The following is a 26,054-nucleotide window of genomic DNA, read 5'->3' on the forward strand; positions in this document are numbered from 1 at the left end:
GAAGAAGAAGCTTTTATGCCGGGTTCTTGAGCGGAACGCCTCGCAGGTGCTCCATCAAGTAAGCATGGGTCGCGGGATTGGCGACGATCAGCGTGCCCGTCTTTTCGTAGAATTCCGGACCGCGACCCCACCAGTCGGTCACGATTCCGCCCGCCTCCTGCACCAGCAGGATGCCGGCTGCGGTGTCGACGAAACCGGTTTCCTCATAATAACCGGTCAGCCGGCCGCAGGCCACGTAAGCGCATGAATTGGCGGCGCTGCCGACAACACGGACCGCGCCGATGGGCGCTCGGATCGCGTCGAGGCGCTGATAGGCGCCGGTATAAAGCTGGAGATTGGGCGTCGGCAGGCCGGTGCCGACGCACATCAAGGCAACATCCGTGCTGGCATTGACCTGCAGGCGCTCGCCGTTGAGATAGGCGCCGTCGCCCTTGATCGTCGTAAACATTTCGTCGGAGACGGGATTGTAGACCAGTCCGCATATGGTCTCGTTGCCGCGCCTGAGCGCGATGGTGATCGTGTAATGTTGGCCGAAGAGGAAATTGGTGGTGCCGTCGATTGGATCGACCAGCCAGCGATGATCCTGATCGGCTCCTTCCACAGGCGCAAATTCCTCGCCGGTTAGTCCCCAGGGATATTGGCCGAGCAGACGCTTTCGGATCAGCGTCTCGGAATCCCTGTCGGCGTCGGAAACGAAGTCTCCCGGCCCCTTGACGCCAATCTCGATGTCGCGAAAGCGCCGGAAATGGTCGAGCGTCAGTGCGCCGGCTTCGCGGGCGGTGGCGACCATGTGCTCGAGGATGGCGCTGTAATTGACTGTCATTTTCTGAAAACCTCTGCGAGCCCTTCCGGGTCATCGGTGGTGATCTGGTCCACCTTCAGCCTCAAGAGCCGCTCGACTGCATCAGTGGATTGCGGCGTGACGCTGTTGATCGTCCAAGCATCCACACGGCGGCCCGCGGCATGGATCGGGGCGATGATATCGACACCAGCATCCGCAGCTGCAAGCACGATCTCGTACGCGAGGTAGATCATGTCCGCATCGGGTGCTGTGGCAAGGGCGTCTTCGATGAAGCCCAGATAGTTTCCGCTTGCCTTCAACTCTGCAAGGGTGCCGCGATGGCAGGGGTCATAGCCAGTGCGAAGGCCGGGGGCCGAGCGAGCCAGCGCGGTAATAGCGTCGAAATCGCCGCCTGACAGGATCACCGACTTTGCGATGGGTGAAACGCTTATCCCGAAGCCGGCGACTACCTGTGGGGCAAGCGCCTGCCGGTTTTCCTTGAAATCGAGCTGTAGCAGGGCGTCGGGATGAACGGTGTCGTCCGCAAGCAGGGCGCAAAGGTCTTCGAGCAACATCACTTTCGAAGCGATTGGCTGGCCGTCATTATCGCGCAGGTGAAGCTGTCGCAGGGTTGCGGCGGATGTATCTCGTACCCGGCCGGTGCCAGTGGTTTCCCGCTCCAGCGTCCGGTCATGCAAAACGGCGCAACCGTGATCGGCATGAATGACGAGATCGACTTCGATGCTTGCACCGAGCCGCATCGCTTCGATGATGCGCTCCCCCGTAAAGACCGGATCGGAAGCACGGCGGCGGCCGCGGTGCCATTTGAGCCAGGTTTTGTGGCCGTTGCGGTCGATGAGTATCGGATGGGTCATGTCAGCTCCGGTAGATCGGGCGGTTGTCGCGATAGGCCGTGATGGAACGGGGCGAAATCCGTACCCCCTGTCCCGCCCGGAACATATCCGGATGGGAGACCATGGATTTGATCCTGGTACCATCGGTCAGATCAAGGTCGACAAGGCCATGGGTGCCATAATCCGTCACCCGGTGCACACTCCCCTCCGGTGTTTCGGAGGTCGCCAGATCGATGGCTTCCGGGCGAACGGCGAGAATGGTCGGGCCATCAGAGACGGGAAGCGGAAAGGTGAAGCCAGCGCGCATGAAGTTCCCACCTGAAACCATGCCCTCAATCAGGTTCATGGTGCCGATGAAGCCGGCGACGAACGGGGTCTTCGGCTCCCGGTAGATCACATTCGGCCGGTCGATCTGTTCGGTCTTGCCATTCGCCATCACGACGATGCGGTCTGCCATGGAAAGCGCTTCATCCTGGCCGTGGGTAACAAACAGCGTGGTGATGCCGAGACGCTGCTGGATATCCCGAACCTCTTCCCGCAGCCTTTCGCGCAGATGCTGGTCGAGACTGGCGAAGGGCTCGTCGAGAAGCAGGATTTTCGGCTCCAGAACCAGCGAGCGGGCAAGCGCCACACGCTGCTGCTGGCCGCCCGAAAGCTGGCTCGTGGCTCGCTCGCCATAACCGCAGAGACCGACGAGTTCGAGCACGGCCTCCACTTTCTCCCTGATCACGGCAGCCGGCATGCGGCGCAGTTTGAGGCCGAAAGCAAGGTTTTTGAACACATTCATGTGGCTCCAGAGCGCGTGGCTCTGGAATACCATGCCGGTCGGCCGCCGCTCCGGAGGCAGGCGGGTGACGTCTTCGCCATCTATGGTGATTTGCCCGCCTGTCGGTTGCTCGAACCCGCCAACCATGCGCAGCAGCGTCGATTTTCCCGAACCGGAGGGGCCGAGAAGGCAGACGAGTTCGCCATCAGCGACATCGAGCGAGAAACTGTCGACTGCCTTGGTGCCACCGGAAAAGCTTTTCGTGACCTGGCGAATGTGGAGTACGGACATGTAGATTTCCTAACCGCCGAAACCGCGGGCAACTGCGCCGCCTCCGATGACGCGGCGGGCGAACATGAGGGCGATGAAGGATGGCACCCAGAGCAGGACGGACAGAACTGCACCATACTGGATGACCATCTGGTTGTTGATGTAGCTGATCATCAAGACCGGCATCGTGCGAATGCCGGGCGCCCCGATCAGCCATGCACCTTCGGTCTCATAAAAAGTACCAACGAGGCTCAGCATAACGGCGGCGGCAATAGTCGGTCCCGCCTGTGGCAGGGTAATTGACCAGAAGACCCTGAGCGGGCTGGCGCCGACATCCCGGGCGGCTTCTTCCATGCGCCGATCGACGGCCTGGAAGGCCGCCACGGGAATCCAGATCATGAACATCAGCGTGCCGACCAGCTGGATGAGAACGACGCCCCAGAAGGTACCGATGAGGTTGAGCTGCAGGAAAATGGCGGCAATTGCCACCAGAAGCCCGAATTTCGGAAAGGCGTGGCCGGCGAGGAAGGAGAAGAACAGGAGGTTGCGGCCGGGAAAGCTCATACGCGCGAAGGCGTATGCGGCAGGAAGGCAGATCACCGCCGAAAGCAGCGTCACAACCGTCGTCAGCCGCAGGCTCAGCATCAAAGCGTTCCACACGTCAGCGCGGCCAAGTGTCTGGCCCCAGAACCGGAAACCGAACTGTTGTGGGATGACATTGGGGAAACGCCAGACCTCGGTGAATGCCCATGTGCCCACAACAAGCAGCGGCCCGACGATGGCGATGGTGAGAAGCGTAGCAAAAAAAATGCCTGGCCAGTCCATGCGGGCTCGAGCCCGCGTCATCGTCGTCATGTCATTTCCCCTGGTTGCGCGCGACCGAACGCACATAAAACAGGCCGAAAGCAATGCAGAAACCGAAAGCGATGACGGCCTGTGTCATGGCGCCGATGGGATCCTGCACTTCGCGCAGCGTGCGCTGCATGAAAGGGCCAAGCATTTCGGGAGAGGCCGGTCCGAGAAGATATGGAAGGGTGAAGGAGGAAAAAATGCCGAGCACCGAAAAGGAAAGCGCCACGAGAATGGAATTGGTAATGCGTGGCAGGATGATGTGACAGAAAACCTGCAGCGCGTTTGCGCCGACATCCCGCGCCGCCTCTACCGACTGGTTGGCAACGCTTCCCAGCCCCGCGAGCAGGATAAGCACGGTCAGCGGAATATTGTCCCAGACAAGACCGATGACGGGTCCCCAGGGCGTGAGATAGGGCGTGCGGATTTTCGGCAGGTCGACGGCGTTGAGCAATATGTCAACCATGCCGTTCGGACCGAGAACGCGGATGAAGGCGAAGGCGAGGATGATGGAGGGCACGAACATCGGGAATATGGCCAGCGCCTGCACGTATGCCGAGAGGCGGCCCTGCGAAAAGCGCAGATAAAGCGCGATCGGCAGGCAGATGACCAGCAGGAGGATCGCGCAGACCATCGTCGTCCACAATGTCACGGCAAGATTGTCGAGACTGTAGCGGTCCGAGAAGAAAAAGGCGTAGCTGGAAAGGTCGAAACGCGTTTCACCATTGGCGTCGATGCGCCAGACAGTGCGGCCGATGGCGTTGATCGCTGGCCATATAACGAGCCAGATCATCAGGAATACGGGCATGGCAACGAGCAGGAGGCCGCTTGGCCTCCTGCCTGACGTATTGTCCATGAGCGTGCGAGCCGCTCCTTCTGTGACTTCGGTCACGACTTGCGGTCAACGTTGGGAGCGACGTTGCGATACCAGCCATCATTGATGGCGGTTTCCCATTTACCGGCCGGGAAGGTTGGAATGGTCTGGGGGATGATGTCGGCGAAACGCTTGCGCAGTTCTGCCGGCACAAAGTCCCAGGAAACGCCGGGGAAGCCGCCAAGTTCGGTGAGGATTGCCCCCTGGATTTCTTCCGACAGCACGAAATTCGCGAGCTTCAGGGCCGCATCGCGATTGGCGCCGTTCGCCAGTACGACGGCACGCGAAAAATTGCCGCACAGCGCGAGATCCTGAAGCTGCACCAGACCGGTTTCCTTCGGCAGAACGCCCTGGTCGATGGCCTGAAGCACCTGGTCGGACCAGACCGGGGTCATGGTGACGACGCCCTGGGAAAGAAGCTGCAACGACTGGGTGTTGCCGGACGAGTAGGCGCCCTTGTCGTAAAGCGACGGTGCGATGTCCTTGAGCAGTTCCCATGCCTTGCCGAGGGCCTTGTCGCCTGCTTCCGGCGTGTAATTGTCGACAGTGAATGCCTTGGGGTCAAGGCCGTTCGCCTGATGGATGGCGCGACGAACGAAATTGCCGCCCGAACCGCCTTTGTCGGGGCGGTTGTAAACGAATTGACCCGGATTGGCCTTGATCCAGCTGACGAGCTGATCCCATGTCTTCGGCGCATCCGCCGGCTTCAGCTTGCTCGTGTCATAGGCGAGCAGGACCTGGCTGCCGCGATAGGGCAGGCTGTACTCGCTCTGGATAGCGAGCGGATTGACACGCGAATAGTTGGAAAGGCCGGCCTTCGCCATGTTCACATAGATACCGGCTTCGATGGCGCCGGCAGGCAGCAGGGGATCGGCCGTTTCGAAATAATCGGCCTGCGGATCGGTACCGGTCTGCTTCGCGGCAACGGCGCGCTCGCCGATGGCGATAATGCCGGCGCCGTCGCCGGCGTCGACCAGATTGAGCTTCAGGCCAGGATTGGCGGCTTCAAAGGCGGGCTTGATCGTGTTGGACCAGAAATCGAGGATGTTTGTATCCGAACTGGTGTACCAGTCGATCGTGCCTGCAGCGGCGAAGCTCATGCGCGGTGCAAGGGCGAGACCGGCGGCGCCTGCGGCGGACATCATAAAGGTGCGGCGTTTCATCTATGTCTCCGATATTGTCGGCGCGAGTGGAACTGTCGAGCGCTGCCCGAGGGGCTGGTAGGCGAAGGCCAGTCGTTGCACAGCCGTGCATTTTTGGACCAGCCGGCGGCGGTTCTAATGTCTTTCCATAACGCTTTCGTGACAGTCCGCCCGCGACGCCTCGGAGCCGCGCGCTCATATCGCGCCTATTCGCGACGGAGCATAAAGAAAAACCCCGCCGAAGCGGGGTTTCCGTTACCAGGTCTGGCGACCATACCAGTCGTCAATGTCTTTTCGGGTGCGGTCCTTCTCGTAACCGTAGCGCTCCTGAATCTTGCCTTCCAGCTGTTCGCGCTTGCCGTTGATGACGTCAAGGTCGTCGTCGGTGAGTTTGCCCCACTGCTCCTTGACCTTGCCCTTCATCTGCTTCCAGTTGCCTTCAACACGATTCCAATCCATTGGATCCTCCCACTGTTTTTGGTCTGCACCTGTAAATGTGCGAAGGCAGATCGGGTTCCGGCAAAATGTGAACATCGCACCCGGGCTTGAAACATTGCGCGAAGATAAAGCGCGGCACAGAATTCCTTTCCGTGTGCGTTTCTGCATGACGGAACAATCGCTGCCCTCGATTGTTAGCTTCACTGGAAAGCCACGGTCCTTAGCGGGCTTTGCTTTCGTGTAGAGCCGCAGGGTTCAGCGTGTCATGAACAAGTTCTTCACTCGCTTTGCGAGCCGTATCGCATCTTTCTCAGGTTCGCCCAGCGCCTTTGTCGTAGCGCTCGCCACCGTCCTCATCTGGGGCATCAGCGGACCCCTGTTTGATTTTTCGGAGGTCTGGCAACTCGTCATCAACACCGGCACAACGATCGTCACCTTCCTGATGATTTTTCTCGTACAGAATTCCCAGAACAGGGATTCCGCCGCGATGGAGGCGAAACTGGACGAGTTGCTGCGGGCCGTAGAGCAGGCGCGCGCCGACTTCATCGGCATCGAGCATCTGACGGAGGACGAGATCGAGGAGATCCGGACCCGTCTCGAAAAAGAAAACGGGCGGGAAAGCAACAAGCCGCCGCCCCATCACGCCATGGATCGTCTGCTTTCCCGGCGTTAGTCACCGGCCTCCTGACCGATGGCCGATCATTGTTCACAACACTTTCCAAACCCTGGAAAGACCGTATGGCAGAAGGAGTTACCATGTCACTCACCGTTCTTGCTCTGAACGCGACGCTCAAACCGTCGGCCACGTCTGAACCATCCTCCACCGAGAAGCTGCTGGACCTCATATTACGGGAATTCGCCCGCCAGGATATCAAGGCCGAGACGATCAGGCTCGCCGATCACGATATCAAGCCGGGCGTCAGTTCAGACGAGGGCGAAGGCGATGCCTGGCCGGCCATTCGGGAAAAAATACTGAAGGCCGATATCCTGCTCATGGGAACACCGATCTGGCTTGGCCAACCTTCGAGCGTTTGCAAGAGAGCGCTGGAGCGCATGGATGCATTCCTGGAGGAAACCGATGATGAGGGTCGGATGGTTTCTTATGGCCGGGTTGCGGCTGTCGCGGTTGTCGGAAATGAAGACGGCGCCCACCATGTCTCGGCGGAGCTCTTTCAGGCGCTGAATGACGTCGGCTTCACCATCCCTGCCAATGCTGTTGCCTATTGGGTCGGGGAAGCGATGGGGTCGACGAATTTCGTCGATCTGGACAAGACGCCCGATGCCGTCAAAACCATGGTCAGCATGCTGGTGCGCAATACCGCGCACCTGGCGGCTCTTCTCAGGAATTCCCCGTATCCCGGCAGCGATCAGTAGCGCGGATTTTGTTCCGGCTGGTGAACAGGCACCGCCTCGGTCGCCGCGCGGAGGCGACGGTTCAAGCGGCACCCCCTCATTATTTTTTGGAACTCTCCGCCTCCCGCTTTGTTCGGAAGGTGCCTTTCCCGGGCCGGAAAGGCACCGTCTCCGACGGGAAGTATGGCTGATGGTGAAAAGGGAGGAAGACCCAAATGAAGAAGACTTTTTTCATGGCGTTGTTTGTTGGAGCCGGGGCTGTTTCGGCCTTTGCCCAGCAGGCTCCGACAGCAAATCCCGGTGGTGATACGCCGGTGGTTGTGACGCCGGATACGAAAAATCCGACGGCTCCGGTGGAAGGCGCCAACAGCTTCACGGAGGCGCAGGCGAAGAAGCGGATGGAGGAGTCCGGTTACACCGGGATCACAGGCCTCACCAAGAATGACAAGGGCGTGTGGATGGCATCGGGAATGAAAGACGGAAAAACCGTGGCCATAGCACTCGATTACCAGGGCAACGTCGTCGCCAGGTGAGGGCAGGACTTAAGCGCACGGACTTTTGGGAGAAACATGATGAGAACCGTAACTGCACTTTTTGATGATTATGATGATGCAAGTAACGCCGTCAGCGAACTCGAGCGCGCGGGCATCCCCTCAAGCGACATCAGCATTGTGGCCAGTAACGCCGACAGACGCCACGGCGAGGACAGCAAAGCCGCTGAAGGTGCCGGCACCGGTGCCGGCATCGGGGCCATTGTCGGCGGCGCCGGCGGCCTGCTGACGGGCCTCGGCATGATGGCTATACCCGGTGTCGGACCCGTCGTCGCCGCTGGCTGGCTGGCCGCCACCGCCGTGGGTGCGGCAGGCGGTGCTGTTGCCGGAGGAGCCACTGGCGGATTGATCGGAGCCATGACCCGCTCAGGCGTTTCGGAAGAGGACGCCAATGTCTATGCGGAGGGCGTGCGCAGAGGCGGAACTCTCGTCACTGCGCGGGTTGAAGACGATTTTGTGCCTGAGGCGGAGGCTATCCTCCGACGCTCGAACTGGGTCGATCCCTTCGAACGGCGTTCGGCCTATGGTCAGGAGGGCTGGACGCGTTTTGACGAAACGTCGAGGCCCTACGCCGCTGAAGATGTTGAGCAGGAGCGGAACCGATATCGCCGCTCGGCGCTTTGACAGGAGCATTCCTCACCGCCCACCGGGCGTGGCGTCCTGCCACGCCCTTGCGAAAAGCTTTCAGGAGTTACCATGGCCAAAAAACCGGACACCACCGCATCGGCGGGAAAAAGCGACGTTGTTACGATCCACGACCAGAAACTTTCCCGCGGCGAGGGCGGCGAGTTGCACCAGACCGCCGAAGGCGACGCACCCGTCTTTACGACAGCGCAGGGCGGGCCAGTCGCCGACGACCAGAATACGCTTCGCGTCGGTCCTCGTGGCCCGCTTGTCATGGACGATTTCCATTTCAGGGAAAAGCTCTTTCATTTCGATCATGAGCGAATTCCAGAACGTGTCGTTCATGCCCGCGGTTATGGGGCCCATGGCTATTTCGAGACCTACGATTCCCTAGCCGCCTACACGAAAGCGGATCTTTTCCAGCGTGCGGGCGAAAAAACCCCCGCTTTCGTGCGTTTTTCGACCGTGGCCGGCAATAAGGGCTCTTTCGATCTTGCGCGCGACGTGCGCGGCTTCGCCGTCAAGCTTTATACGCAGGAAGGCAACTGGGATCTCGTCGGCAACAATATCCCGGTATTCTTCATCCAGGACGCCATCAAATTTCCCGACCTCATCCATGCCGCAAAACAGGAGCCAGACCGCGACTTTCCGCAGGCGCAAACGGCTCATGATACGTTCTGGGATTTCATCAGCCTCACGCCCGAAAGCATGAACATGGTCATGTGGATCATGTCCGACCGCACCATTCCGCGGTCGTTCCGGTTCATGGAAGGGTTCGGCGTGCACACCTTCCGTTTCATCAACGCGAAAAACCAGTCGACTTTCGTGAAGTTTCACTGGAAGCCGAAGCTGGGTCTCCAGTCCGTGGCGTGGAACGAGGCGGTGAAGATCAATGGTGCCGATCCTGATTTCCACCGTCGCGATCTCTGGGCGGCCATCCAGTCCGGCAATTTTCCGGAATGGGAGTTGCAGGTCCAGCTTTTCGACCAGGATTTCGCCGACAGCTTCGATTTCGATGTCCTCGATCCCACCAAAATCATTCCCGAGGAGATATTGCCGCCGCAGCCGGTCGGCAGGCTGGTTCTCGACCGCATGCCAGACAACTTCTTTGCCGAAACCGAACAGGTGGCGTTCATGACGCAGAACGTGCCGCCGGGGATCGATTTCAGTAACGACCCGCTGCTGCAGGGAAGAAATTTCTCCTATCTCGATACACAATTGAAGCGTCTCGGCGGGCCGAACTTCACGCACCTGCCCATCAATGCGCCCAAGTGTCCCTTCGCGCATTTCCAGCAGGATGGCCACATGGCGATGCGCAATCCAACCGGGCGCGCCAATTATCAGCCAAACTCCTTTGGCGAAGGCCCGCGAGAATCGCCAGCGCGCGGCTTTACACATTTTGCAGGCGAAGAGCAGGGCGCCAAGGCGAGATTGCGGCCGGAGAGCTTCGCAGATCATTATAGTCAGGCCAGGCAATTCTATCTCAGCCAGACTCCTCCCGAACAGCGCCATATCGCCTCCGCCCTCACTTTCGAGCTGAGCAGGGTGGAGACGGTCGCCATACGTGAACGGATGGTGTCGCATCTCCTCAACATCGATGAAACGCTTGCGTCGACAGTTGCCCAGAAGCTTGGTTTCCAGACGATGCCTAAACCGGCGGAGGCGGCAGTGCCGACCCGGCAGGACCTGGAGCCTTCACCCGCCCTCAGCATCGTCAATCGAGGGCCGCAACGTTTCGAAGGGCGCAAGCTCGGCATTCTCATTACGGATGGCGTCGACGCAAAATTGCTGCAGGGGCTGACCGAGGCTGTTACGGCCGAGAAGGCCGTCTTCGAGTTGATCGCGCCTAAAGTCGGGGGCGCCGTGGCTTCGGACGGCACTCTCATTAAAGCGCATTACATGATCGATGGCGGTCCTTCGGTTCTCTTTGATGCGGTGGCCTTGTTGACATCGGCAGAGGCCATCGACGATCTCGTCAAGGAAGCGACGGCCCGGGATTTTGTCGCGGATGCGTTCCAGCACTGCAAGTTCATCGGTTATGACCAGTCGGCCCTGCCATTGCTGGAAAAGGCCGGAATTGCCGATGCCATGGATGAAGGCGTCTTGCCTCTGCCGGGAGAAGACGGGCTGGCAGCCTTTGTTTCCGAACTCGGCAAGTTGCGCGTTTGGGCGCGCGAACCATCGGTCAAGCTTGGCAAGGCATCAGTCCCTGTCGCTAACGGATAACGCAACCGGCGGCGTGCCCTCATCGTTTAAGGGAGCGCCGCGCCCGCGGCCAGTGCGCCGCAGCACCGGCAGACGAAAGTGCCGCCACATTTGGCGGCACTTCTCACCCGGAGGTCTTGTCCAGAGCGAGGTCTGATTATGAAGCTTGTCCGCGACAACGGATTGACCATCGTCCTTGTCCTTGCATCACTGCTGACGATCGGCGGCATGTTCGCCACAGGCTGGGTCGTTCACAATGATGAACTCGTGCAACATCATGATAAACCGCTCACGCTTTTGTCCTACGCCACGAGCGGGCATTTCCTTTCGGCGCTGTTCGAAAACTGGGAAAGCGAATTTTTGCAGATGTCGGCCTATGTGGTGTTGACGGCATTCCTGTTCCAGCGCGGGTCCGCAGAATCCAAGGATCCCGATGAGCCGACAGCGCAAGACGAGGACCCTTCACGCAAGAAAAACGACCCTGATGCACCATGGGCGGTCAGGGCCGGCGGCATCATTCGCGTCGTCTATTCCTATTCGCTCGGCGTGGCGCTGTTTGTTCTTTTTGTAGCTAGCTTCCTGCTGCATCTGAGATACAGCGCCGATGCCGCGGCAGTGGAGGCACGCCTGCATGGCGAACCGGCGACGACATTGAAATGGCACATCTGGGAAGCGTTGAATTCTGGTTCGAGTCCTTCCAGAACTGGCAGTCGGAATTCCTTTCCACCGCTGTCCTGATCGTCCTGTCCATCTTCCTGCGGTTCAGGCGGTCGCCCGAATCCAAGCCTGTGGCAGCACCCCATAGCGAGACCGGCGGGTGAAAGGCAGTGGGGATGGATCCCAAAGCCTGACCGCCCCCATCAGCGTTTATCCCAGGGACGCCTGTTGGCGACGTGGTCCTGTTCCTGATCGGTCTTGATGGCGGCACCGTCCTGGCCCCGCTCTTTCGAATGCTGCTTCTTGTCGCGGTTGGAAAGGATCTGGTTTTCCTCAATGCTTCCCTTGTCCAGCTCGGTCATTGCGCCTGCGCCGGTACCTTCCCCCTGCGTGCCTTTTCCGAAGTGTTTCCTGTCTGCATGTGCCATTATCGCCTCCTCTTGGCGTTGGACGGGCTGCTGCGGCAGTCGAAGCCGCCACCCGTCGCTCCCGAACTTCCCCCATGCCTTTTCGTTCCGGAACTTCTGTCGCCCTCCGTGGTTCGTGATCGCACGGGAAGGGGCTTTGTCTTGAACGACGGTGCGTACGCACGAACAGATGACAGGAGGCGCAACGATGGCCGGTCCAAAAACCTATGAACAACAGCTCCGCATCATCGAAAAACGCGAGAACACCGCTAATGCCGATGATGATTTTGACGCCGAGGCGGAGCTGAAGCGGTCGAAGGAAGAACGGGATGCCCGCCGAGGGGCGGAGAAACTTCGCGGTGGCAATGCGGAATTAACGGATAAGGATGATCGCCAGATGCTGCGCGGTGAAAATCAGGAAAGCCCGCACCACAAGCGCGGCGCGGATGATTGAGGTGAAGTCCGGTCGGGCCGGATGTGGCTTCGTGGCGCCGGAAGTGCTGCGAGGCTATTTCCCATCCGGCTCTGCCATCTTGCGGTGTTGTCTGGCGAGCGTTTCCGCCGGCGTTACATTGGCCATCGCCGACATCAGCTTGTTTTTCCAGCCGGACACGACATCGCCCTCACCATTCATCATCGCCTCATAGCCGGTCTTGGCCACGAAACCGGGATCGTCCTTCTTCTGTTTGCCAACGGGGGTGTCGAGCATGTCCGCACGCTCGAAGAACTCCGTGTCCGTCGCGCCCGGCATCAGGCAGGTTACCGTGACACCCGTGCCATCAAGCTCTTCGCGCAGCGCGAAGGAAAAGGAATTGATGAACGCTTTGGTGGCGTTATAGACCGCCTGAAACGTGCCCGGCATGAAACCGGCGATGGAACCCGTAAACAGGATACGTCCATTGCCACGCTGGCGCATTCCGCCTGCCAGCGCATGAACCAGCGCAATCGTGCCGCTGATATTGGTGGCGATGACCCGCTGGATGTCCTCCATTCTCTGATCGAGAAAGCCATCGCCCAGGCCCTGTCCTGCGTTGGCGAACAGAAGATCGACTGGCCGCGACGAGGCGGTGATGCGCGTGAGAAGCTCCTCCACGCCCGCCTGTGTCGAAAGATCAGCCCGCACCGCCTCTACTTGCGTGCCCGCCGCGCGCAGCCGGGTGGCCGCGGCATCGATGTCATTTTCATCGGCCACGATGATGAGGTCGTAACCATCCTGCGCGGCGCACCGGGCGAGCTCATAACCGATGCCGGACGAAGCGCCGGTGACGACTGCAAGGCCCTTGGTGGATTCTTCCCTGCTCATGATCACCTCCTACGGCTTCAGGACGACTTTGATGCAGCCATCGTCGCGGTGGCTGAAGGTGTTGTAGAGATCGGGTCCTTCATCGAGGGTGGCGCGATGGGTAATGACGAAGGATGGGTCGATTTCGCCTCTTTCGATGCGGCCCATGAGGTTGGGTAGGTAGGCCTGAACGGGCGTCTGCGCCATCTTGAACGTCAGGCCGCGATTGATGGCGGAACCCATGGGAATTTTGTCGAGAAGACCGCCATAGACGCCGACCAGCGAGACCGTACCGAAATTGCGGCAGCAATAGATTGCCTGACGAAGGACATGCGGCCGGTCGGTCCCCATGAAGGTGGCGACCTTGATGCGGTCGATCCTCGAATCCCATCCTGCCGCGGGATCGGGCTCCGTTCCTACCGCATCGATACAGGCATCCGCGCCGCGACCATGGGTCAGTTCCATGATGCGGTCGTAAATGTCCTCGTCGAGGTAATTGAGCGTCATCGCGCCGGCTTTCGCCGCGAGATCGAGCCTCTCCTGCACGGCGTCGATGGCGACGACCCGTTCCGCACCGAGGAGAAAGGCGGAACGGATCGCCATCTGACCCACCGGACCGCAGCCCCAGATGGCAATCGTATCGTCCGGCTGGATGTTGCAGAAGTCCGCGGCCATATAGCCGGTCGGAAAGATATCGGACAGGAAGAGGACCTGCTCGTCGGTCAGACCGTCCGGAACCTTTATGGGCCCGACATCGGCGTAAGGCACCCGCATATATTCCGCCTGGCCGCCGCTGAAGCCACCGAGAAGATGGGTGTAACCGAACAGGCCGGCAGGCGAATTGCCCCACATCTTCCGCACCTTGTGCGGATCGGGATTACTGCGTTCACAGCCGGAATAATAGCCACGCTTGCAGAAGAAGCACTCGCCGCAGGCGATGGTGAAGGGGACGACCACGCGGTCTCCGACCTTGAGCGCGGTATTGTCCTTACCGACCTCAACCACCTCGCCCATGGTTTCGTGGCCCATGATGTCGCCGCTGTGCATGTCCGGCATGATGCCATTATAGAGGTGGAGGTCTGAGCCGCAGATCGCGCAGGCCGTGACCTTGATGATCGCATCGCGGCCATGCTCGATTTTCGGATCGGGAACGCTTTCGCAGCGAATGTCGTGTTTGCCGTGCCAGGTCAGTGCCTTCATGTCGCTCACCTTCATTGTCTGCTGGGTTGTCAGAAGCCGCCCTTTGTCGAGCGGGTGCCTAACCGGGCGTCCGCGCGAAAGTTCCACGCGGCACCGGGAGCTTCTCGCTCCCGGCGGCAAGGCAGGGCGGAATTTTTTTTAGAGAATGGAAACCCGCCGCGCTTTCAGAGGTTCGGTTACTCAGCAATTCGGGAGTTCATCGATCATGGCATCACGACGCAAGGCAGCTCCCGATATTGGGTTTAAGCCCGGTCCGGCCGGCGGCTGGGGATCGGCCAAGTCGGTGGGAGAGGTGCTGTTAAGGGAACATGTTCCCCTGTCCGGTCCGACATTGCTGAAACACCAGAACAAGCCGCAGGGATACATGTGCGTCAGCTGCGCCTGGGCGAAACCGGCCAAGACCCATCCCCTGGAATTTTGCGAAAATGGCGCGAAAGCCACCGCGTGGGAAATAACGAACCGACGCGCCGACAGTGCGTTTTTCGCCAGACACACCCTTGCCGAACTGGAGGGCTGGCGTGACCACGATCTGGAAGAGCAGGGCAGGCTGACCCAGCCGATGCGTTGGGACGCGGCCACGGATAGATATCTGCCGGTCAGCTGGCAGGCCGCATTCGAGGAGATCGGCCGGGAGCTGCGCGCTATCGCGCCGCAGCAGGCGGAGTTTTACACCTCAGGCCGCGCCTCGCTGGAAGCATCTTACATGTACCAGCTCTTTGCCCGCATCTATGGCAGTAACAATCTGCCGGACTCGTCCAACATGTGCCATGAAAGCTCGTCCGTCGGCCTGCCCGAAAGCATCGGCGCTTCCGTGGGAACGGCGATCCTTTCGGATTTCCAGAATTGCGACTGCATTTTCTATATGGCGCAGAATGTCGGAACATCCTCGCCGCGACTGCTGCACGATCTGCAGGATGCGGTCGACCGCGGCGTGAAGATACTGACATTCAACATGCTGCGGGAGCCGGGGCTGGAGCGCTTCGTCAACCCGCAGTCGCCCGGCCAGATGCTGGCGACCCCCGCGACGCCGATCTCGACGAAGTATTACCAGGTGAAGAATGGCGGCGATATCGCTGCCCTTTTCGGTATCTGCAAGGCGCTTGTCGAGGCAGACGACGTGCTGCGTGCGAGTGCCGCAAGCAAGGTTTCCGGCTCGGATGGGCAGCCGCGCGATCCGGCCAATGCGGCGGCGGTCGCATTTGCCGCCGCCATTGCCGCGGCTGACAAGAAGCATGTGCTCGATCATGATTTTCTTGCCGAGCACACGGCGGGTTTTGACGATTTCGCCGCTGCAGCCCGCCGCCATGAATGGGAGGAGCTGGAGCGCGTTTCAGGCCTGACCCGCGAGGAGATGATGGAAGCCGCTGCCATATATGCGGATTCCGACGCGGTGATGATGGTCTATGGCATGGGCCTCACCCAGCATGTGATGGGCGTGGAGAACGTTCACATGGTTGCCAACCTCGCGCTGCTGCGCGGCAATATCGGCAAGCCGGGTGCAAATATCTGTGCCGTCAGGGGCCATTCGAATGTGCAGGGCCAGCGTACAGTCGGCATTACGGAAAAACCCGGCCTCGTGCCGCTGGACAAGCTCGCCGACCTATACCAGTTCCAGCCGCCCGCGTGGGAAGGCCACTCGACCGTTGACAGCTGCAAATCCATTCTCGGTGGGGAAACAAAGGCTTTCATCAGCCTCGGCGGCAATTTTTTGCGGGCAGCGCCGGAAACCGAGGCGATGGAAGCCGCGTGGCGCAAGCTGCGGCTGACGGTCCAGATCGCAACGAAACTCAATCGCAGCCACGTCATTCACGGCGAGATCGCCTTTCTGCTTCCCTGTCTCGGACGCATCGAAATCGATGAACAGGCGACAGGGCCCCAGGCCGTCTCCATGGAGAGTTCCGTCGCGCATTTCCATGGTTCGCGTGGCAGGGCAAAGCCGGCCAGCCGGGAGTTGCTCTCGGAACCGGCGATCATTGCCGGCATGGCCGTGGCGACGTTGACGCGCGGCAACGTACCTTGGCAGCAATGGGTTCACGATTATTCGCGCATTCGCGACGCCATAGAGCAAACCTATCCGGAAACCTTCAGGAACTTCAACGAACGGCTTTTCAAACCCGGCGGCATCCCGCGCCCATTGCCCGCAAGGGAACGAAAATGGGTAACCTCAAGCGGCAAGGCGAATTTCCTGACGCCCGACCGCCTGTTCCCCGAATTCCCGCCTGAGGCGTCGGGTCCGGACGTCCTGCACCTGTCTACGTTGCGATCCAACGACCAGTTCAACACGACCGTCTACGGCTATAGCGACCGTTTTCGCGGGGTGGAAGGAACGCGGCAGGTTCTGTTCATGAATGTCGATGACATCGCCCTGCTTGGGTTTGCCGACGGCGATATCGTCGATATCGTCACGGCAATCGAGCCGCAGACGCCAAGGGCGGTCCGCGGGTTCAGGATCGTTGCCTATGATATTCCCCATGGCTGTTGTGCCGGCTATTTTCCGGAAACCAACCCGTTGTTTCCGCTGAGCCATCATAGTCCGAAAGCAAAGACGCCATCATACAAGCTGCTGCCCGTCCGATTGACGCCGTCAACCACGGTTCCTTCCAACTGAGGATACTCGAGGTGCGGGATGCGGAGGACGGAAAAGGCCAATCGTTCAGCGACACTTCTATGGTCCGCTCTATGCGGTTCTTTGATCGGGGCAGCGGCGATCATGGGTTACTGGCGTGAACCGCGAACATTCCGCAGCGACCCTCCCGTAACGGCAGCGCTTGAGCGATTGCGCTTCATGCCCGTTCCCGTGGCCGGCGCGCCGCCGGAAGTTTATTTCGCTCTCAGCAGGCCGTTCGAAAACGGTGCTTATGATCTTTCCCAGGGAAAACGCCTCTATTCATGGTTCGGATGCCCGGCTTGCCACGGTGAAGGCGAAGGCGGCAAAGGTCCACCGTTTCTCGACGGTCAATGGATTTATGGACCATCCATGGTCTCTGTCGCGGCGTCGATCAGGGATGGCCGGCCGCACGGCATGCCGCCTTTCCGCGCCAGAATGACGACTGAAGAGATCTGGCAGCTTGCGGGATATGTGAGAACCATCGGGGCCTATTCGCCATCGGTGGCGGCCCCGGCCCGTAATGACGACCGTCAGACCCGTCCGGCTGAGAACCGGGCGCCTGCTGCCATCCTCTTCAACGAAGGGTCGGCGTGGAAAAGACCGGAGGAGCCGGTGCCTTGAAGATCGTCGCCGCTATCCTTGCTGTCCTTACCCTGCTTTCGGGGTGCGGCGACGTTCAGTCGGTGCTGAACGCTGCAGGGCCGTCAGCGTCGATGTTGAAGAATCTGATCCTCTTCATCGTGGCGGTGAGCCTCGTCGTGTGGCTGGCAGTGATCGCGATCCTGATCCTGTCTCTCGTCAGAAGCCGGCGGGTGGCGCAGGACGAGACGGCAAGTGGCAAGCGATTGCAGCTTTTCGTCACGGGCGCGGTGATGATGACGGTTTTCATTGTCGCCGGCCTGACGCTTGCGAGCTTTCTTGCAACGCGGGCCATCAGCTTCACCGGCGAGGCAGACTTGACGATACGTGTTCGCGCCCAGCAATGGTGGTGGCAGTTCATATAAGAAGATGCGACACCGGATGGCGGTTTTCAGACCGCCAACGAAATGCACATCCCGGTCGGGCGGAATGTCCGGGTCTTGCTCGAAAGCCCGGATGTAATTCATTCCTTCTGGGTGCCCAGCCTTGCCGGCAAGATGGACCTCGTTCCGGGACGGGAGAATACGCTTGTGTTTCGCGCTGACAGGCCGGGTGTTTACCGGGGCCAATGCGCGGAGTTCTGCGGCCTTCAACACAGCCACATGGCTTTCATGGTCATGGCCGATGACGAGGCGTCCTATCGCCGGTGGGCCAATAAGCAGAAGGCGGTGGCCGCCATGCCGCAAGACGCAGATGCTCTGGCCGGGAAGGCCGTGTTCCTGCGCAAGCAATGCGCCGCCTGCCACACCGTCAGGGGAACGCCGGCCACCGGCACCACGGGGCCTGATCTTACCCATGTCGGTAGCCGCCGGACGATCGGCGCAGGCCTGCTGGAGACCACACGCGGCTCGCTTGCGGCATGGATCGCCAATCCACAGACGTTGAAACCGGGCAACAACATGCCGCTGGTGCCGCTTACCGGGGAAGAGTTGCGGCAGGTTTCCGCCTATATGGAGGGGCTCGACTGATGGCGGGAAAACAGACCTCCGTCCTCATGGATACCGATCTGCCGGTTCCCGGCATGGAGAGCGCGCTCGAAAAAACATGGGGGTCGAGCCGCGGTTTCTGGGGCGCGATTGGTACTGTCGACCACAAGGTGGTGGCCCGGCGATATATTGTCACGGCCTTCGTGTTCCTGATACTTGGCGGCCTGCTTGCTCTCGTCATGCGCCTGCAGCTGGCAACGCCCGAAGCGCGTTTTATCGACCCGGACCGGTACAATCAGATATTCACCATGCATGGCGCGAACATGATGTTCCTCTTCGCCGTGCCGGTCATGGAGGCGATGGCAGTTTATTTCGTGCCATTGATGGTCGGGACGCGCAACATCGCCTTTCCCCGGCTGAACGCCTATTCCTACTGGCTATTCCTTGTGGGCGGGCTGCTTCTCTGGGTCTCGTTCGTGCTGGACAGCGCGCCTGATGTCGGCTGGTTCGCCTATGTGCCGCTCGCGGGTCCGGAATATGGCGCCGGCAAACGCGCCGACATATGGGCTCAGATGATAACCTTTACGGAGCTTTCCGCGCTCTCCATTGCGGTGGAAATCGTGGTGACGGTTTTCAAGCAGCGCGCTCCCGGCATGTCGCTCGATCGAATTCCGCTTCTCGTCTGGGCAATGGTGGTCATGGCCTTTCTCGTCATCATCGCCATGCCCGCGATCATGTTCGCCAGTTCCACGATGATCATGGATCGTCTCGTCGGCACCCATTTTTACAATCCGGCCGAAGGAGGGGACGTGCTCCTGTGGCAGCATGTCTTCTGGTTTTTCGGACATCCGGAGGTCTACATCATCTTCCTGCCGGCTGTGGGCATGGTCTCCACCATCCTGCCCGCCTTTGTCGGCCGGCCGATATTCGGTTACATGCCCATGGTCATGGCGCTTGTCGCAACCGGTGTCCTGTCTTTCGGTCTCTGGGTGCATCACATGTTTGTGGCTGGCCTGCCGAAACTCGGAGAAAGTTTCTTCACTGCCTCCAGCATGGCGATTTCCGTGCCGGCCGGCGTGCAGATATTCTGCTGGCTGGCAACATTGTGGGCCGGGCGGCCGGTTTTCAAGACCCCGCTTCTTTTCATCATCGGCTTCATCGTCACCTTTGTCATCGGCGGTCTGACGGGCGTCATGGTGGCGTCCGTGCCCTTCGACACACAGGTTCACGACACCTATTTCGTGGTTGCGCATTTTCACTACGTCCTGATCGGGGGCGCCGTTTTTCCCCTGATCGGAGCCGTCTATTACTGGTTTCCAAAAATGACAGGGCGGATGATGAGCGAAACGCTCGGCCGCATCAGCTTCTGGCTGATCTTCGTCGGCTTCCACCTGACGTTTTTTCCAATGCATATTCTCGGTCTGCAGGGAATGCCGCGACGCATCTATACCTACCAGCTGGAGATGCCATGGGCGGGCCTCAACCTCTTCGTGAGCCTCAGCGCCGTCGTGCTCGCGACAGGTTTTCTCGTCTTTTTCATCGATATCGTCCGAAGCTTTGCCAAAGGCCGTCCCGCCGGGGACAATCCCTGGGGCGCCGCCACGCTGGAATGGGCAACCGCCTCTCCGCCGCCGCCCTTCAATTTCCGCTCCATACCCGTGGTGGGAAGCCGCGATCCACTGTGGGAGAACACCGGAGGACTGCCTGTTGTCGCGGGGATGCGGGTGGATCGCCGTGAAATTCTGGTCACCAGCGTCGTCGAGGCGCTGCCCGAAGCCCGCGAAGCGTCCCCGACGGACTCCGTGTGGCCGTTCTGGGCGGCCATCGCAACGTCCATCATGCTCATCTGGTCCATGTTCTCCCCTTGGGCAGTCGTCTGGGGATCGATCCCGATTGCTGTAGCGCTGATCGGCTGGTTCTGGCCGAAAGGAATGGTGGAGGAGGAAGCATGAAGGAACGTGTCGCGCTCGATGTCTCCAAGCTGCCGATGTCCGGCAACGGCACCGCCAGCCCCACATGGTGGTGAACCTGCGCCTTCATGCTGATCGAAGGAACGGGCTTCGCGCTGGCGGTCGCCGTTTATTTCTACCTGATGAGCCTGGCGCCACGATGGCCGATCGACGCCCCGCCGCCGGATCTTTCAGCCGGCACGGTGCTGACAGCGCTGCTTGTCGTCAGCGTCGTTCCGAATGTCCTCGTCAGTCGCTGGGCCAGGCAGAGGCGGCTTGTTCACGTCCGTTTCGGTTTAGTCGTCATGTCCGCAATCGGGTTTGTCCTGCTGGCGGTGCGCGCCTTTGAGTTCCCAGCCCTCCAGGTGAAGTGGGATGACAATGCCTATGGATCGATCGTGTGGACGATCCTCGGACTGCACACGACCCATATTCTGACCGACCTCATCGATACCATCGTCCTGACCTGCCTGATGTTTACCCGGAATGGCGACAGCGCCCGCCGTTACGGCGATGTGGAGGACAACGCGCTCTACTGGAATTTCGTCGTCGTGACCTGGCTTCCGCTTTACGCCTGCCTTTACTGGATACCACGGCTATGACCCTGAAAACCCTCGATATTGCCGGACTGTTCGGCGCTCCTCTGATCTGGGCGTTCAACACGCAGCTCGGCCAGATCTTGCCGGCGGTCGATTGCGGCAGCCGGACGGGCTTTACAGCTATCGCTGCCTTCCTCTCTGCCGGGATAGCGGCTACCTGCGGCGTTCTTTCGGAAAGGGGCCGGAGTTCCACGGCATCGCGGATGGCGATGTTCCTGATGTCGTTGGGCGTCCTCGTCGCGCTGGTTTTTTCCTTCGCACTCCTTCTTCAGGGGGCAGCGACATTGCTGCTGAACCCATGCGCGCGCTGACACTGATCTTTCTGTTGCTGGTCAGCGCCGAGCCGCTCTCGGCCCATGAGGGGGAGGCGCATCCGACGGCGATGATATGGACTTTCGATGGCTGGATCATCGGACCGCTGCTTGTCGCAGCCGGCCTTTTCAGTACCGGTTTTTTTCGGCTGCGGAGACGGTCGGGCACCAGCCGGTGGATGGCGAGGTCCGCCTTCGCCTTTTCCGGCGGCTGGCTTGTTCTGGTTGCTGCACTTGTCTCTCCGATCCATTCCATGGGCGAGCACCTGTTTACGTTCCACATGATAGAGCACGAGATGGTAATGGCGGTTGCCGCGCCGCTGATCGTTCTGGCGCGCCCCGTCGGTATCCTTCTCTGGAGTATGCCGCGCATGGTTCGTCGTCGTATGGCTGCGGTGATGACCGACAGGCGCGTGCGGGCCAGCTGGAATGTTCTTGCCGGCGGGGCTGTGGCAACATCTCTGCACGGGCTTGCCATCTGGGGCTGGCATGCGCCTGCGCTGTTCGATGCGACGGTGAGCGACGTGCCACTGCACCGGATACAGCATCTCTTTTTCTTTCTGACCGCGATCTTGTTCTGGTGGGCAGTTTTCTGGCGCGCGGACCGGGGGCTTGCGGCCTGGCACCTGTTTGTCACGATGATGCATACCAGCATTCTCGGCGCCCTGATCGCGCTGGCGCCACAGGTGATTTACGTGGCCCAGACCCGAGACGCGCCGGCATGGGGCCTGACGCCCTTCGAGGACCAGCAGCTTGCCGGTCTCCTGATGTGGGTGCCCAGCGGTGTCATCTATGCCGGGGCGGCACTCGCGATGCTGGCGATGTGGATTTCCCGGTCGGGCAGGGAGGACCGATATGGCGCGTCCCTTCTCTAGAACCGGGCTTATACTCGTTGCGGTGCTTTCGGCGGCGCTTGCCACGGGCATTACGGTCGCAATCGTCAAGAACGTGTCACAGCGCGGCGCCGTTGCCACGGCAATGACTGGCGGTGATGCGCGACTGGCGCCCGGGATTTTCCGGCGCTACGGATGCACGGGCTGCCACGCGATCCCCGGCGTTGCCGGTGCGGACGGGAAGGTGGGGGGCGAACTACGTTCACTTCGCCAGCGGGTCTATATCGGTGACGGCCTCAACAACACACCGGACAACCTCATTCGCTGGATCGTCTCGCCGACGCGTTTGTCGCGGCAGAGCGCCATGCCCGAAACCGGTATCACCGAGGCCGAAGCGCGCCATGTCGCGGCCTATCTTTATGCTCACTGACGGGTCACGGATGCGGGGTTTGCCTTGCCGGCAGGGCCTTGATGTAGCGGGCAATCGCGTCGCGATCTTCCTGTGGCAACTGCGAAAGATTGGCGACCACGTCCACCATTGCGGACCCGACATGTCCGTCCTGTGGCGTCTGGCCTGTTGCGAGCATGGTGGAGATGTCGGTCTGCGTCCACCTGCTGAGACGTGCCGGCGTGATGTTTGGCACAAAGCCCGTGCCTTCCGCGTCGGGACCACCAGCGAAACGGGTTTCCGGGCGGATGGCGGCGAAGATATTACGGCTGGAATGGCATTCGGCACAGTGGGCAAGCGTCTCCGTCAGATAGGAGCCGCGATCAAGAACGGGATCGCCGGTGATCGCCTGCGGCTTGCCGACCTCGTCAAAGAACAAAAGCTTCCAGACGCCAACGGCACGGCGCAACCTGAAGGGTGGCCACAGATCATGCGGCGGCGCTTTGCCGGAAACAGGCGGCAGGGTCCGCAGATAGGCGTAGAGGTTTTTTATGTCCTCGATCTTCATTCCCGTATAGCTCGTATAGGGAAAGGCCGGATAATAATGGCGGCCGTCAGGCGATATGCCGGCGACGAGCGCATTTGCGAAATCTTCAACGGTCCAGGAGCCGATTCCGTCGGCAATGTCGGGGGAGATATTCGGCGGACGGAAAACGCCGAAGGAGGAGGAAAGCGCCAATCCGCCTCCGAGCACGAGCGAGTCCGGCTGTCCCGGCGTGGCATGGCAGGACCCGCAGCTTGCAGCCAGAAATACCAGTCTTCCCAGCTGCGGATCGCCCGGCGATGATCCGATGTCGTTCGGTCCGAAGACCGGCTTCGGCGTGGTCAAAAGCCAGCCCCCCAGGCAGGCCATCGCTGCGAGACACCATATCAACAGCCGGCCTGCCTGAACCGACAGATGAAAACCGGGAGTCTCGCGAACCATCATCGGAAAGGTCCATCGTCAGAGCATACTTTTATGATTGCGCCGGGTTCCGGCCGCACGGCTGATCCGCCGCTATCGAACTTCGCATGCCGTTTGTGGTTCCCGCGCGATCATATCGCCAGTCATGGCCGCCGTTCGGGAACAACCGGACCCGACCGTGGTTAGGCCGGCACGTTCAATCCCAATGGAGGTCGGCACGTGGACCCGGAAACTGATCACGAGACCTGCAACAGCCTGAACATAGAGGCCGCAACCCCCAAGGTGGTCAAAATCACCATCGACGGTCGGACGCTCCTCGAAGGCGTGCTGAACACCGGAAGTGTTCTGAGCGTGCAGACGAAAGAGGGCGCCGAGCCGCAATCCATCGAACTGGTTGTCGAGGATCTGGCTCGCTAGCCGCTTCGCGAACACTCGGCGCGGCAAGGGCGCCGCGTCTCTAGCCGCGAAAGTCGCCCTCGTTGCTTTCCCGCTCGTCGTAATTGATGTCCCAGTCTTTTTCCGGCTTTTTTGTGCCTGGTGGCAGCTTGTTGGCGGTTGCGTCGTCCGAGCCGGTGATGACCCTCGGCTTCGCGCTCGCAACGCCGTTATTGGTCGAGGTCTTTTTGCCGGGGGCAAACTGGGGCGCGCTGTCTTTGTGAATCTGCTCGAGCTTGTCTTTCTTCGTCATGGCATCCTCCTGTCTGTCCCTAACCTTTTTACGCCAATGCTGTTCCCTCGAACCATCAGGAACCGCTTTTTGCTCCCGGGGTTAGGAGGAGAGAGCGGACCGCAGGGTTTGCGCTGCTGGATGTTTTAAAAAAAAAGGGGCTTCCGCGATGACCCGATCACAGGACGATGTCAGGCCCGAACCCCGCACAGATGACGCACGCTCGACTGAAAGCGATGAAAGCCGCAAAGACCGTGAAAAGGCGACAGAAAACGCCGAACGCGAAAGGCGATCCCGGTATGGACGCGACGAAGACAAGGAGAACAACGATGACGGAATCCGCAACAACCACCGATCATGACACGATACGGAAATGGGCGGAGCAGCGCGATGGCCACCCTGCCAAAGTGGACGTCACGGGCGATGGAGGGATTCTCAGGATCGATTTCGGTGAGCCGGAGGATGCGCTGAAGGCCATATCATGGGACGAGTTTTTTGAAATCTTCGAGGACAGGAAGCTGGCATTCCTTTATCAGGACAGAACGTCGGGCGGCGAGAACCGATTCAACAAGTTCATTTCACGCTGAGGGAGAGGCGAGTGAGCGACGAAACGGTATCGAGCATCCCGAACCGGGCACAGCAGCAAAAGGCATATCGGTTCTGGGCCCCGGTTTATGACCGTGTGTACGGCTTCTTTCTCAAGCGGGCGCAGATGGAGTTGGCCAGATGTGTGGGTGGTGCCGGTCGCGACATTCTGGAAATCGGCGTCGGCACGGGGCTGGTCCTTCCGCTTTATCCTCCGGCAAGCAACGTGACCGGGATCGACATTTCAGCGGACATGCTCCGGAAGGCCAAAACAAAGGTGGCAGGCGGTTCACTGCCGCATGTGAAGGCACTGCATGTGATGGATGCCTGCGAAACCACGTTTCCGGATGCGTCCTTCGACGTGATTTCGCTGCCCTTCGTTATCACCCTCATTCCAGATACCGGCCGGCTGCTTTCCGAATGCGCCCGAGTGCTGAAGCCGCGTGGCGAGATCGTCATCGTCAGCAAGATCACCGACAGCAGCGGCGCAGTTCGCCGCATAGAACAGATCGTCTCGCCGGTGGCCCATAATATCGGGCTCAGTTCGGCATTTCGTCTGGACGGGATTGAGGACTGGTTGCGCCGCAACCCGTCTTTCCATCTGGCGGAAAACAGGACGATTCCCCCAACCGGGTATTTTCGTCTGCTGCGTCTTTCCCGCTCGTCGCCGGAGACGTCTGAGAAGGCCGCGCCCCCTTCGGGTCACTAGGACCTCTGGCACCGCCGAAAAAATACGCATTGTACGTTGGCGTACGGCAACCAAGCGGTAGATGGGCCATTTCCCTTCTATGTGAAAGGAAGGACCATGGCCAAACACGCTATAAATGAAGAGTCCGGCCCCGCACTAAGCGAAGCGCAACTTGAGACCTTGCGTATCGGAATTGCCGATCTCGCGCCAGCGCTGACGGCGTTTGCGCGTCGTTTCGTCAGAAATGACGAGGATGTCAACGATCTCGTTCAGGAAACCATGATGCGGGGGCTTCGTTCCCTGCACCGCTTCACCCCCGGAACAGCCCTGAAATCGTGGCTGTTCACCATTTTGCGGAACACCTTCTGTACCCGATACAAGGTTGCAAGGCGGGAATGCGTCGGGCTGCCGGCGGGAATAGAGCAAACGATGTCGGTCCCCGCCAGTCAGGAATGGCGGATGGAGCACGATGAAGTCATGCGCGCAATCCGCGATCTGGATGCGGATCAGAAGAAGGCGCTGCTGCTCGTTGCCGGAGGAACGAGCTACGCCGATGCAGCCTCCATCTGCGGCTGCAGGGTGGGCACCATCAAGAGCCGCGTCAACCGCGCCCGCGAATCCCTGCGGCGCAATCTCGCCTGACA

Annotated in this window: 28 protein-coding genes and 3 pseudogenes; 19 read left to right on the forward strand and 12 right to left on the reverse strand. The window is 60.1% G+C overall.

Annotated features, from left to right (window positions below; genetic code table 11):
* Nucleotides 1-13 precede the first annotated feature (13 nt).
* From ACZ47E_RS18440 to ACZ47E_RS18470, 7 genes are all read right to left on the reverse strand, one after another.
* On the reverse strand, nt 14-823 hold the full coding sequence (locus tag ACZ47E_RS18440) for an inositol monophosphatase family protein (protein ID WP_034497857.1): 810 nt from the start codon (nt 821-823) through the stop codon (nt 14-16).
* Complete coding sequence (locus ACZ47E_RS18445; protein ID WP_034497855.1) at nt 820-1,656, reverse strand: glycerophosphodiester phosphodiesterase; 837 nt, start codon at nt 1,654-1,656, stop codon at nt 820-822. Before ACZ47E_RS18445 ends, ACZ47E_RS18440 begins: the two co-directional genes overlap by 4 nt.
* Before the next feature lies 1 nt (nt 1,657).
* Nucleotides 1,658-2,692 (reverse strand): ABC transporter ATP-binding protein, encoded by a 1,035-nt coding sequence (locus tag ACZ47E_RS18450; RefSeq protein WP_108081337.1) that lies wholly within the window; start codon nt 2,690-2,692, stop codon nt 1,658-1,660.
* 9 nt (nt 2,693-2,701) lie between these two features.
* The gene (locus ACZ47E_RS18455) at nt 2,702-3,526 is read right to left on the reverse strand and encodes an ABC transporter permease (protein WP_464017114.1); all 825 of its coding nucleotides are present in this window, start codon (nt 3,524-3,526) and stop codon (nt 2,702-2,704) included.
* 1 nt (nt 3,527) lies between these two features.
* Entirely contained in the window at nt 3,528-4,376 is an 849-nt protein-coding gene (locus ACZ47E_RS18460; protein ID WP_234826085.1) for an ABC transporter permease, read from the reverse strand.
* Nucleotides 4,377-4,408: 32 nt separating this feature from the next.
* Nucleotides 4,409-5,557: an extracellular solute-binding protein gene (locus ACZ47E_RS18465; protein WP_108081339.1), complete on the reverse strand. Its 1,149-nt coding sequence runs from the start codon at nt 5,555-5,557 to the stop codon at nt 4,409-4,411.
* 234 nt (nt 5,558-5,791) lie between these two features.
* A complete protein-coding gene (locus tag ACZ47E_RS18470) occupies nt 5,792-5,995 on the reverse strand; it encodes a CsbD family protein (protein WP_004444538.1) in 204 nt (67 codons plus the stop codon).
* 244 nt (nt 5,996-6,239) lie between these two features.
* Here ACZ47E_RS18470 and ACZ47E_RS18475 point away from each other — a divergent pair, with 244 nt between their 5' ends.
* The 6 genes and pseudogenes from ACZ47E_RS18475 to ACZ47E_RS18500 all read left to right on the forward strand — a co-directional run bounded on the left by ACZ47E_RS18475 (nt 6,240) and on the right by ACZ47E_RS18500 (nt 11,528).
* Nucleotides 6,240-6,647 (forward strand): low affinity iron permease family protein, encoded by a 408-nt coding sequence (locus tag ACZ47E_RS18475; RefSeq protein WP_034497847.1) that lies wholly within the window; start codon nt 6,240-6,242, stop codon nt 6,645-6,647.
* Nucleotides 6,648-6,730: 83 nt separating this feature from the next.
* Nucleotides 6,731-7,348, forward strand: coding sequence for a flavodoxin family protein (locus ACZ47E_RS18480; protein ID WP_034498483.1), 618 nt, complete (start codon nt 6,731-6,733; stop codon nt 7,346-7,348).
* A gap of 194 nt (nt 7,349-7,542) precedes the next feature.
* Nucleotides 7,543-7,860, forward strand: a complete 318-nt coding sequence (locus ACZ47E_RS18485) for a DUF2147 domain-containing protein (RefSeq protein ID WP_034497845.1) — start codon at nt 7,543-7,545, stop codon at nt 7,858-7,860.
* Nucleotides 7,861-7,899: 39 nt separating this feature from the next.
* A complete protein-coding gene (locus tag ACZ47E_RS18490; protein ID WP_006700454.1) occupies nt 7,900-8,502 on the forward strand; it encodes a general stress protein in 603 nt (200 codons plus the stop codon).
* 72 nt (nt 8,503-8,574) lie between these two features.
* A complete protein-coding gene (katE, locus tag ACZ47E_RS18495) occupies nt 8,575-10,728 on the forward strand; it encodes a catalase (RefSeq protein WP_108081340.1) in 2,154 nt (717 codons plus the stop codon).
* Between the two features lie 138 nt (nt 10,729-10,866).
* Nucleotides 10,867-11,528, forward strand: a pseudogene (locus ACZ47E_RS18500) (DUF6766 family protein).
* 39 nt (nt 11,529-11,567) lie between these two features.
* Here the strand turns inward: ACZ47E_RS18500 and ACZ47E_RS18505 are convergent.
* Nucleotides 11,568-11,792, reverse strand: a complete 225-nt coding sequence (locus ACZ47E_RS18505) for a hypothetical protein (protein WP_034497841.1) — start codon at nt 11,790-11,792, stop codon at nt 11,568-11,570.
* Between the two features lie 187 nt (nt 11,793-11,979).
* On the opposite strand from ACZ47E_RS18505, the gene ACZ47E_RS18510 reads away from it, so the two are divergent.
* On the forward strand, nt 11,980-12,225 hold the full coding sequence (locus ACZ47E_RS18510; RefSeq protein ID WP_034497839.1) for a hypothetical protein: 246 nt from the start codon (nt 11,980-11,982) through the stop codon (nt 12,223-12,225).
* A 54-nt stretch (nt 12,226-12,279) separates the two neighbouring features.
* On the opposite strand, the gene ACZ47E_RS18515 is transcribed toward ACZ47E_RS18510, so the two are convergent.
* Entirely contained in the window at nt 12,280-13,074 is a 795-nt protein-coding gene (locus ACZ47E_RS18515; RefSeq protein ID WP_034497836.1) for an SDR family NAD(P)-dependent oxidoreductase, read from the reverse strand.
* 9 nt (nt 13,075-13,083) lie between these two features.
* Nucleotides 13,084-14,253 carry a zinc-dependent alcohol dehydrogenase gene (locus ACZ47E_RS18520; protein WP_108081417.1) on the reverse strand — a complete coding sequence of 390 codons (1,170 nt, stop codon included), beginning with the start codon at nt 14,251-14,253 and terminating at the stop codon, nt 13,084-13,086.
* Between the two features lie 205 nt (nt 14,254-14,458).
* On the opposite strand from ACZ47E_RS18520, the gene ACZ47E_RS18525 reads away from it, so the two are divergent.
* The 8 genes and pseudogenes from ACZ47E_RS18525 (at nt 14,459) to ACZ47E_RS18560 (ending at nt 22,548) form a co-directional block, all read left to right on the forward strand.
* Nucleotides 14,459-16,861: an FdhF/YdeP family oxidoreductase gene (locus tag ACZ47E_RS18525; RefSeq protein WP_112766421.1), complete on the forward strand. Its 2,403-nt coding sequence runs from the start codon at nt 14,459-14,461 to the stop codon at nt 16,859-16,861.
* 18 nt (nt 16,862-16,879) lie between these two features.
* The gene (locus ACZ47E_RS18530) at nt 16,880-17,482 is read left to right on the forward strand and encodes a c-type cytochrome (RefSeq protein WP_199233013.1); all 603 of its coding nucleotides are present in this window, start codon (nt 16,880-16,882) and stop codon (nt 17,480-17,482) included.
* Nucleotides 17,479-18,468 (forward strand): annotated as a pseudogene (gene coxB, locus ACZ47E_RS18535) (cytochrome c oxidase subunit II). Before ACZ47E_RS18530 ends, coxB begins: the two are co-directional and overlap by 4 nt.
* A complete protein-coding gene (gene ctaD, locus ACZ47E_RS18540) occupies nt 18,468-20,378 on the forward strand; it encodes a cytochrome c oxidase subunit I (RefSeq protein ID WP_034497832.1) in 1,911 nt (636 codons plus the stop codon). Before coxB ends, ctaD begins: the two are co-directional and overlap by 1 nt.
* Nucleotides 20,375-20,977, forward strand: a pseudogene (locus ACZ47E_RS18545) (cytochrome c oxidase subunit 3). Before ctaD ends, ACZ47E_RS18545 begins: the two are co-directional and overlap by 4 nt.
* On the forward strand, nt 20,974-21,285 hold the full coding sequence (locus ACZ47E_RS18550; protein WP_108081342.1) for a hypothetical protein: 312 nt from the start codon (nt 20,974-20,976) through the stop codon (nt 21,283-21,285). The pseudogene ACZ47E_RS18545 and the gene ACZ47E_RS18550 overlap by 4 nt, the downstream one beginning before the upstream one ends.
* A complete protein-coding gene (locus tag ACZ47E_RS18555) occupies nt 21,273-22,160 on the forward strand; it encodes a cytochrome c oxidase assembly protein (protein ID WP_108081343.1) in 888 nt (295 codons plus the stop codon). The genes ACZ47E_RS18550 and ACZ47E_RS18555 overlap by 13 nt, the downstream gene beginning before the upstream one ends.
* Nucleotides 22,141-22,548, forward strand: coding sequence for a c-type cytochrome (locus tag ACZ47E_RS18560; protein ID WP_034497827.1), 408 nt, complete (start codon nt 22,141-22,143; stop codon nt 22,546-22,548). Before ACZ47E_RS18555 ends, ACZ47E_RS18560 begins: the two co-directional genes overlap by 20 nt.
* 4 nt (nt 22,549-22,552) lie before the next feature.
* Here ACZ47E_RS18560 and ACZ47E_RS18565 read toward each other — a convergent pair whose 3' ends face one another.
* Nucleotides 22,553-23,419 carry a c-type cytochrome gene (locus ACZ47E_RS18565; RefSeq protein ID WP_112766431.1) on the reverse strand — a complete coding sequence of 289 codons (867 nt, stop codon included), beginning with the start codon at nt 23,417-23,419 and terminating at the stop codon, nt 22,553-22,555.
* 270 nt (nt 23,420-23,689) lie between these two features.
* On the opposite strand from ACZ47E_RS18565, the gene ACZ47E_RS18570 reads away from it, so the two are divergent.
* Nucleotides 23,690-23,887: a hypothetical protein gene (locus ACZ47E_RS18570; protein WP_022563908.1), complete on the forward strand. Its 198-nt coding sequence runs from the start codon at nt 23,690-23,692 to the stop codon at nt 23,885-23,887.
* 40 nt (nt 23,888-23,927) lie between these two features.
* Here the strand turns inward: ACZ47E_RS18570 and ACZ47E_RS18575 are convergent, their stop codons facing one another.
* On the reverse strand, nt 23,928-24,158 hold the full coding sequence (locus ACZ47E_RS18575) for a hypothetical protein (RefSeq protein WP_004444504.1): 231 nt from the start codon (nt 24,156-24,158) through the stop codon (nt 23,928-23,930).
* Between the two features lie 308 nt (nt 24,159-24,466).
* On the opposite strand from ACZ47E_RS18575, the gene ACZ47E_RS18580 reads away from it, so the two are divergent.
* The 3 genes from ACZ47E_RS18580 (at nt 24,467) to ACZ47E_RS18590 (ending at nt 26,052) form a co-directional block, all read left to right on the forward strand.
* Entirely contained in the window at nt 24,467-24,724 is a 258-nt protein-coding gene (locus tag ACZ47E_RS18580; RefSeq protein WP_464017115.1) for a hypothetical protein, read from the forward strand.
* Between the two features lie 11 nt (nt 24,725-24,735).
* Entirely contained in the window at nt 24,736-25,431 is a 696-nt protein-coding gene (locus tag ACZ47E_RS18585; protein WP_045533982.1) for a class I SAM-dependent methyltransferase, read from the forward strand.
* Nucleotides 25,432-25,527: 96 nt separating this feature from the next.
* Nucleotides 25,528-26,052: a sigma-70 family RNA polymerase sigma factor gene (locus ACZ47E_RS18590; protein ID WP_004444493.1), complete on the forward strand. Its 525-nt coding sequence runs from the start codon at nt 25,528-25,530 to the stop codon at nt 26,050-26,052.
* The last annotated feature ends 2 nt before the right edge of the window (nt 26,053-26,054 follow it).

The organism is Agrobacterium sp. 5Ca39 (genome assembly GCF_055382365.1).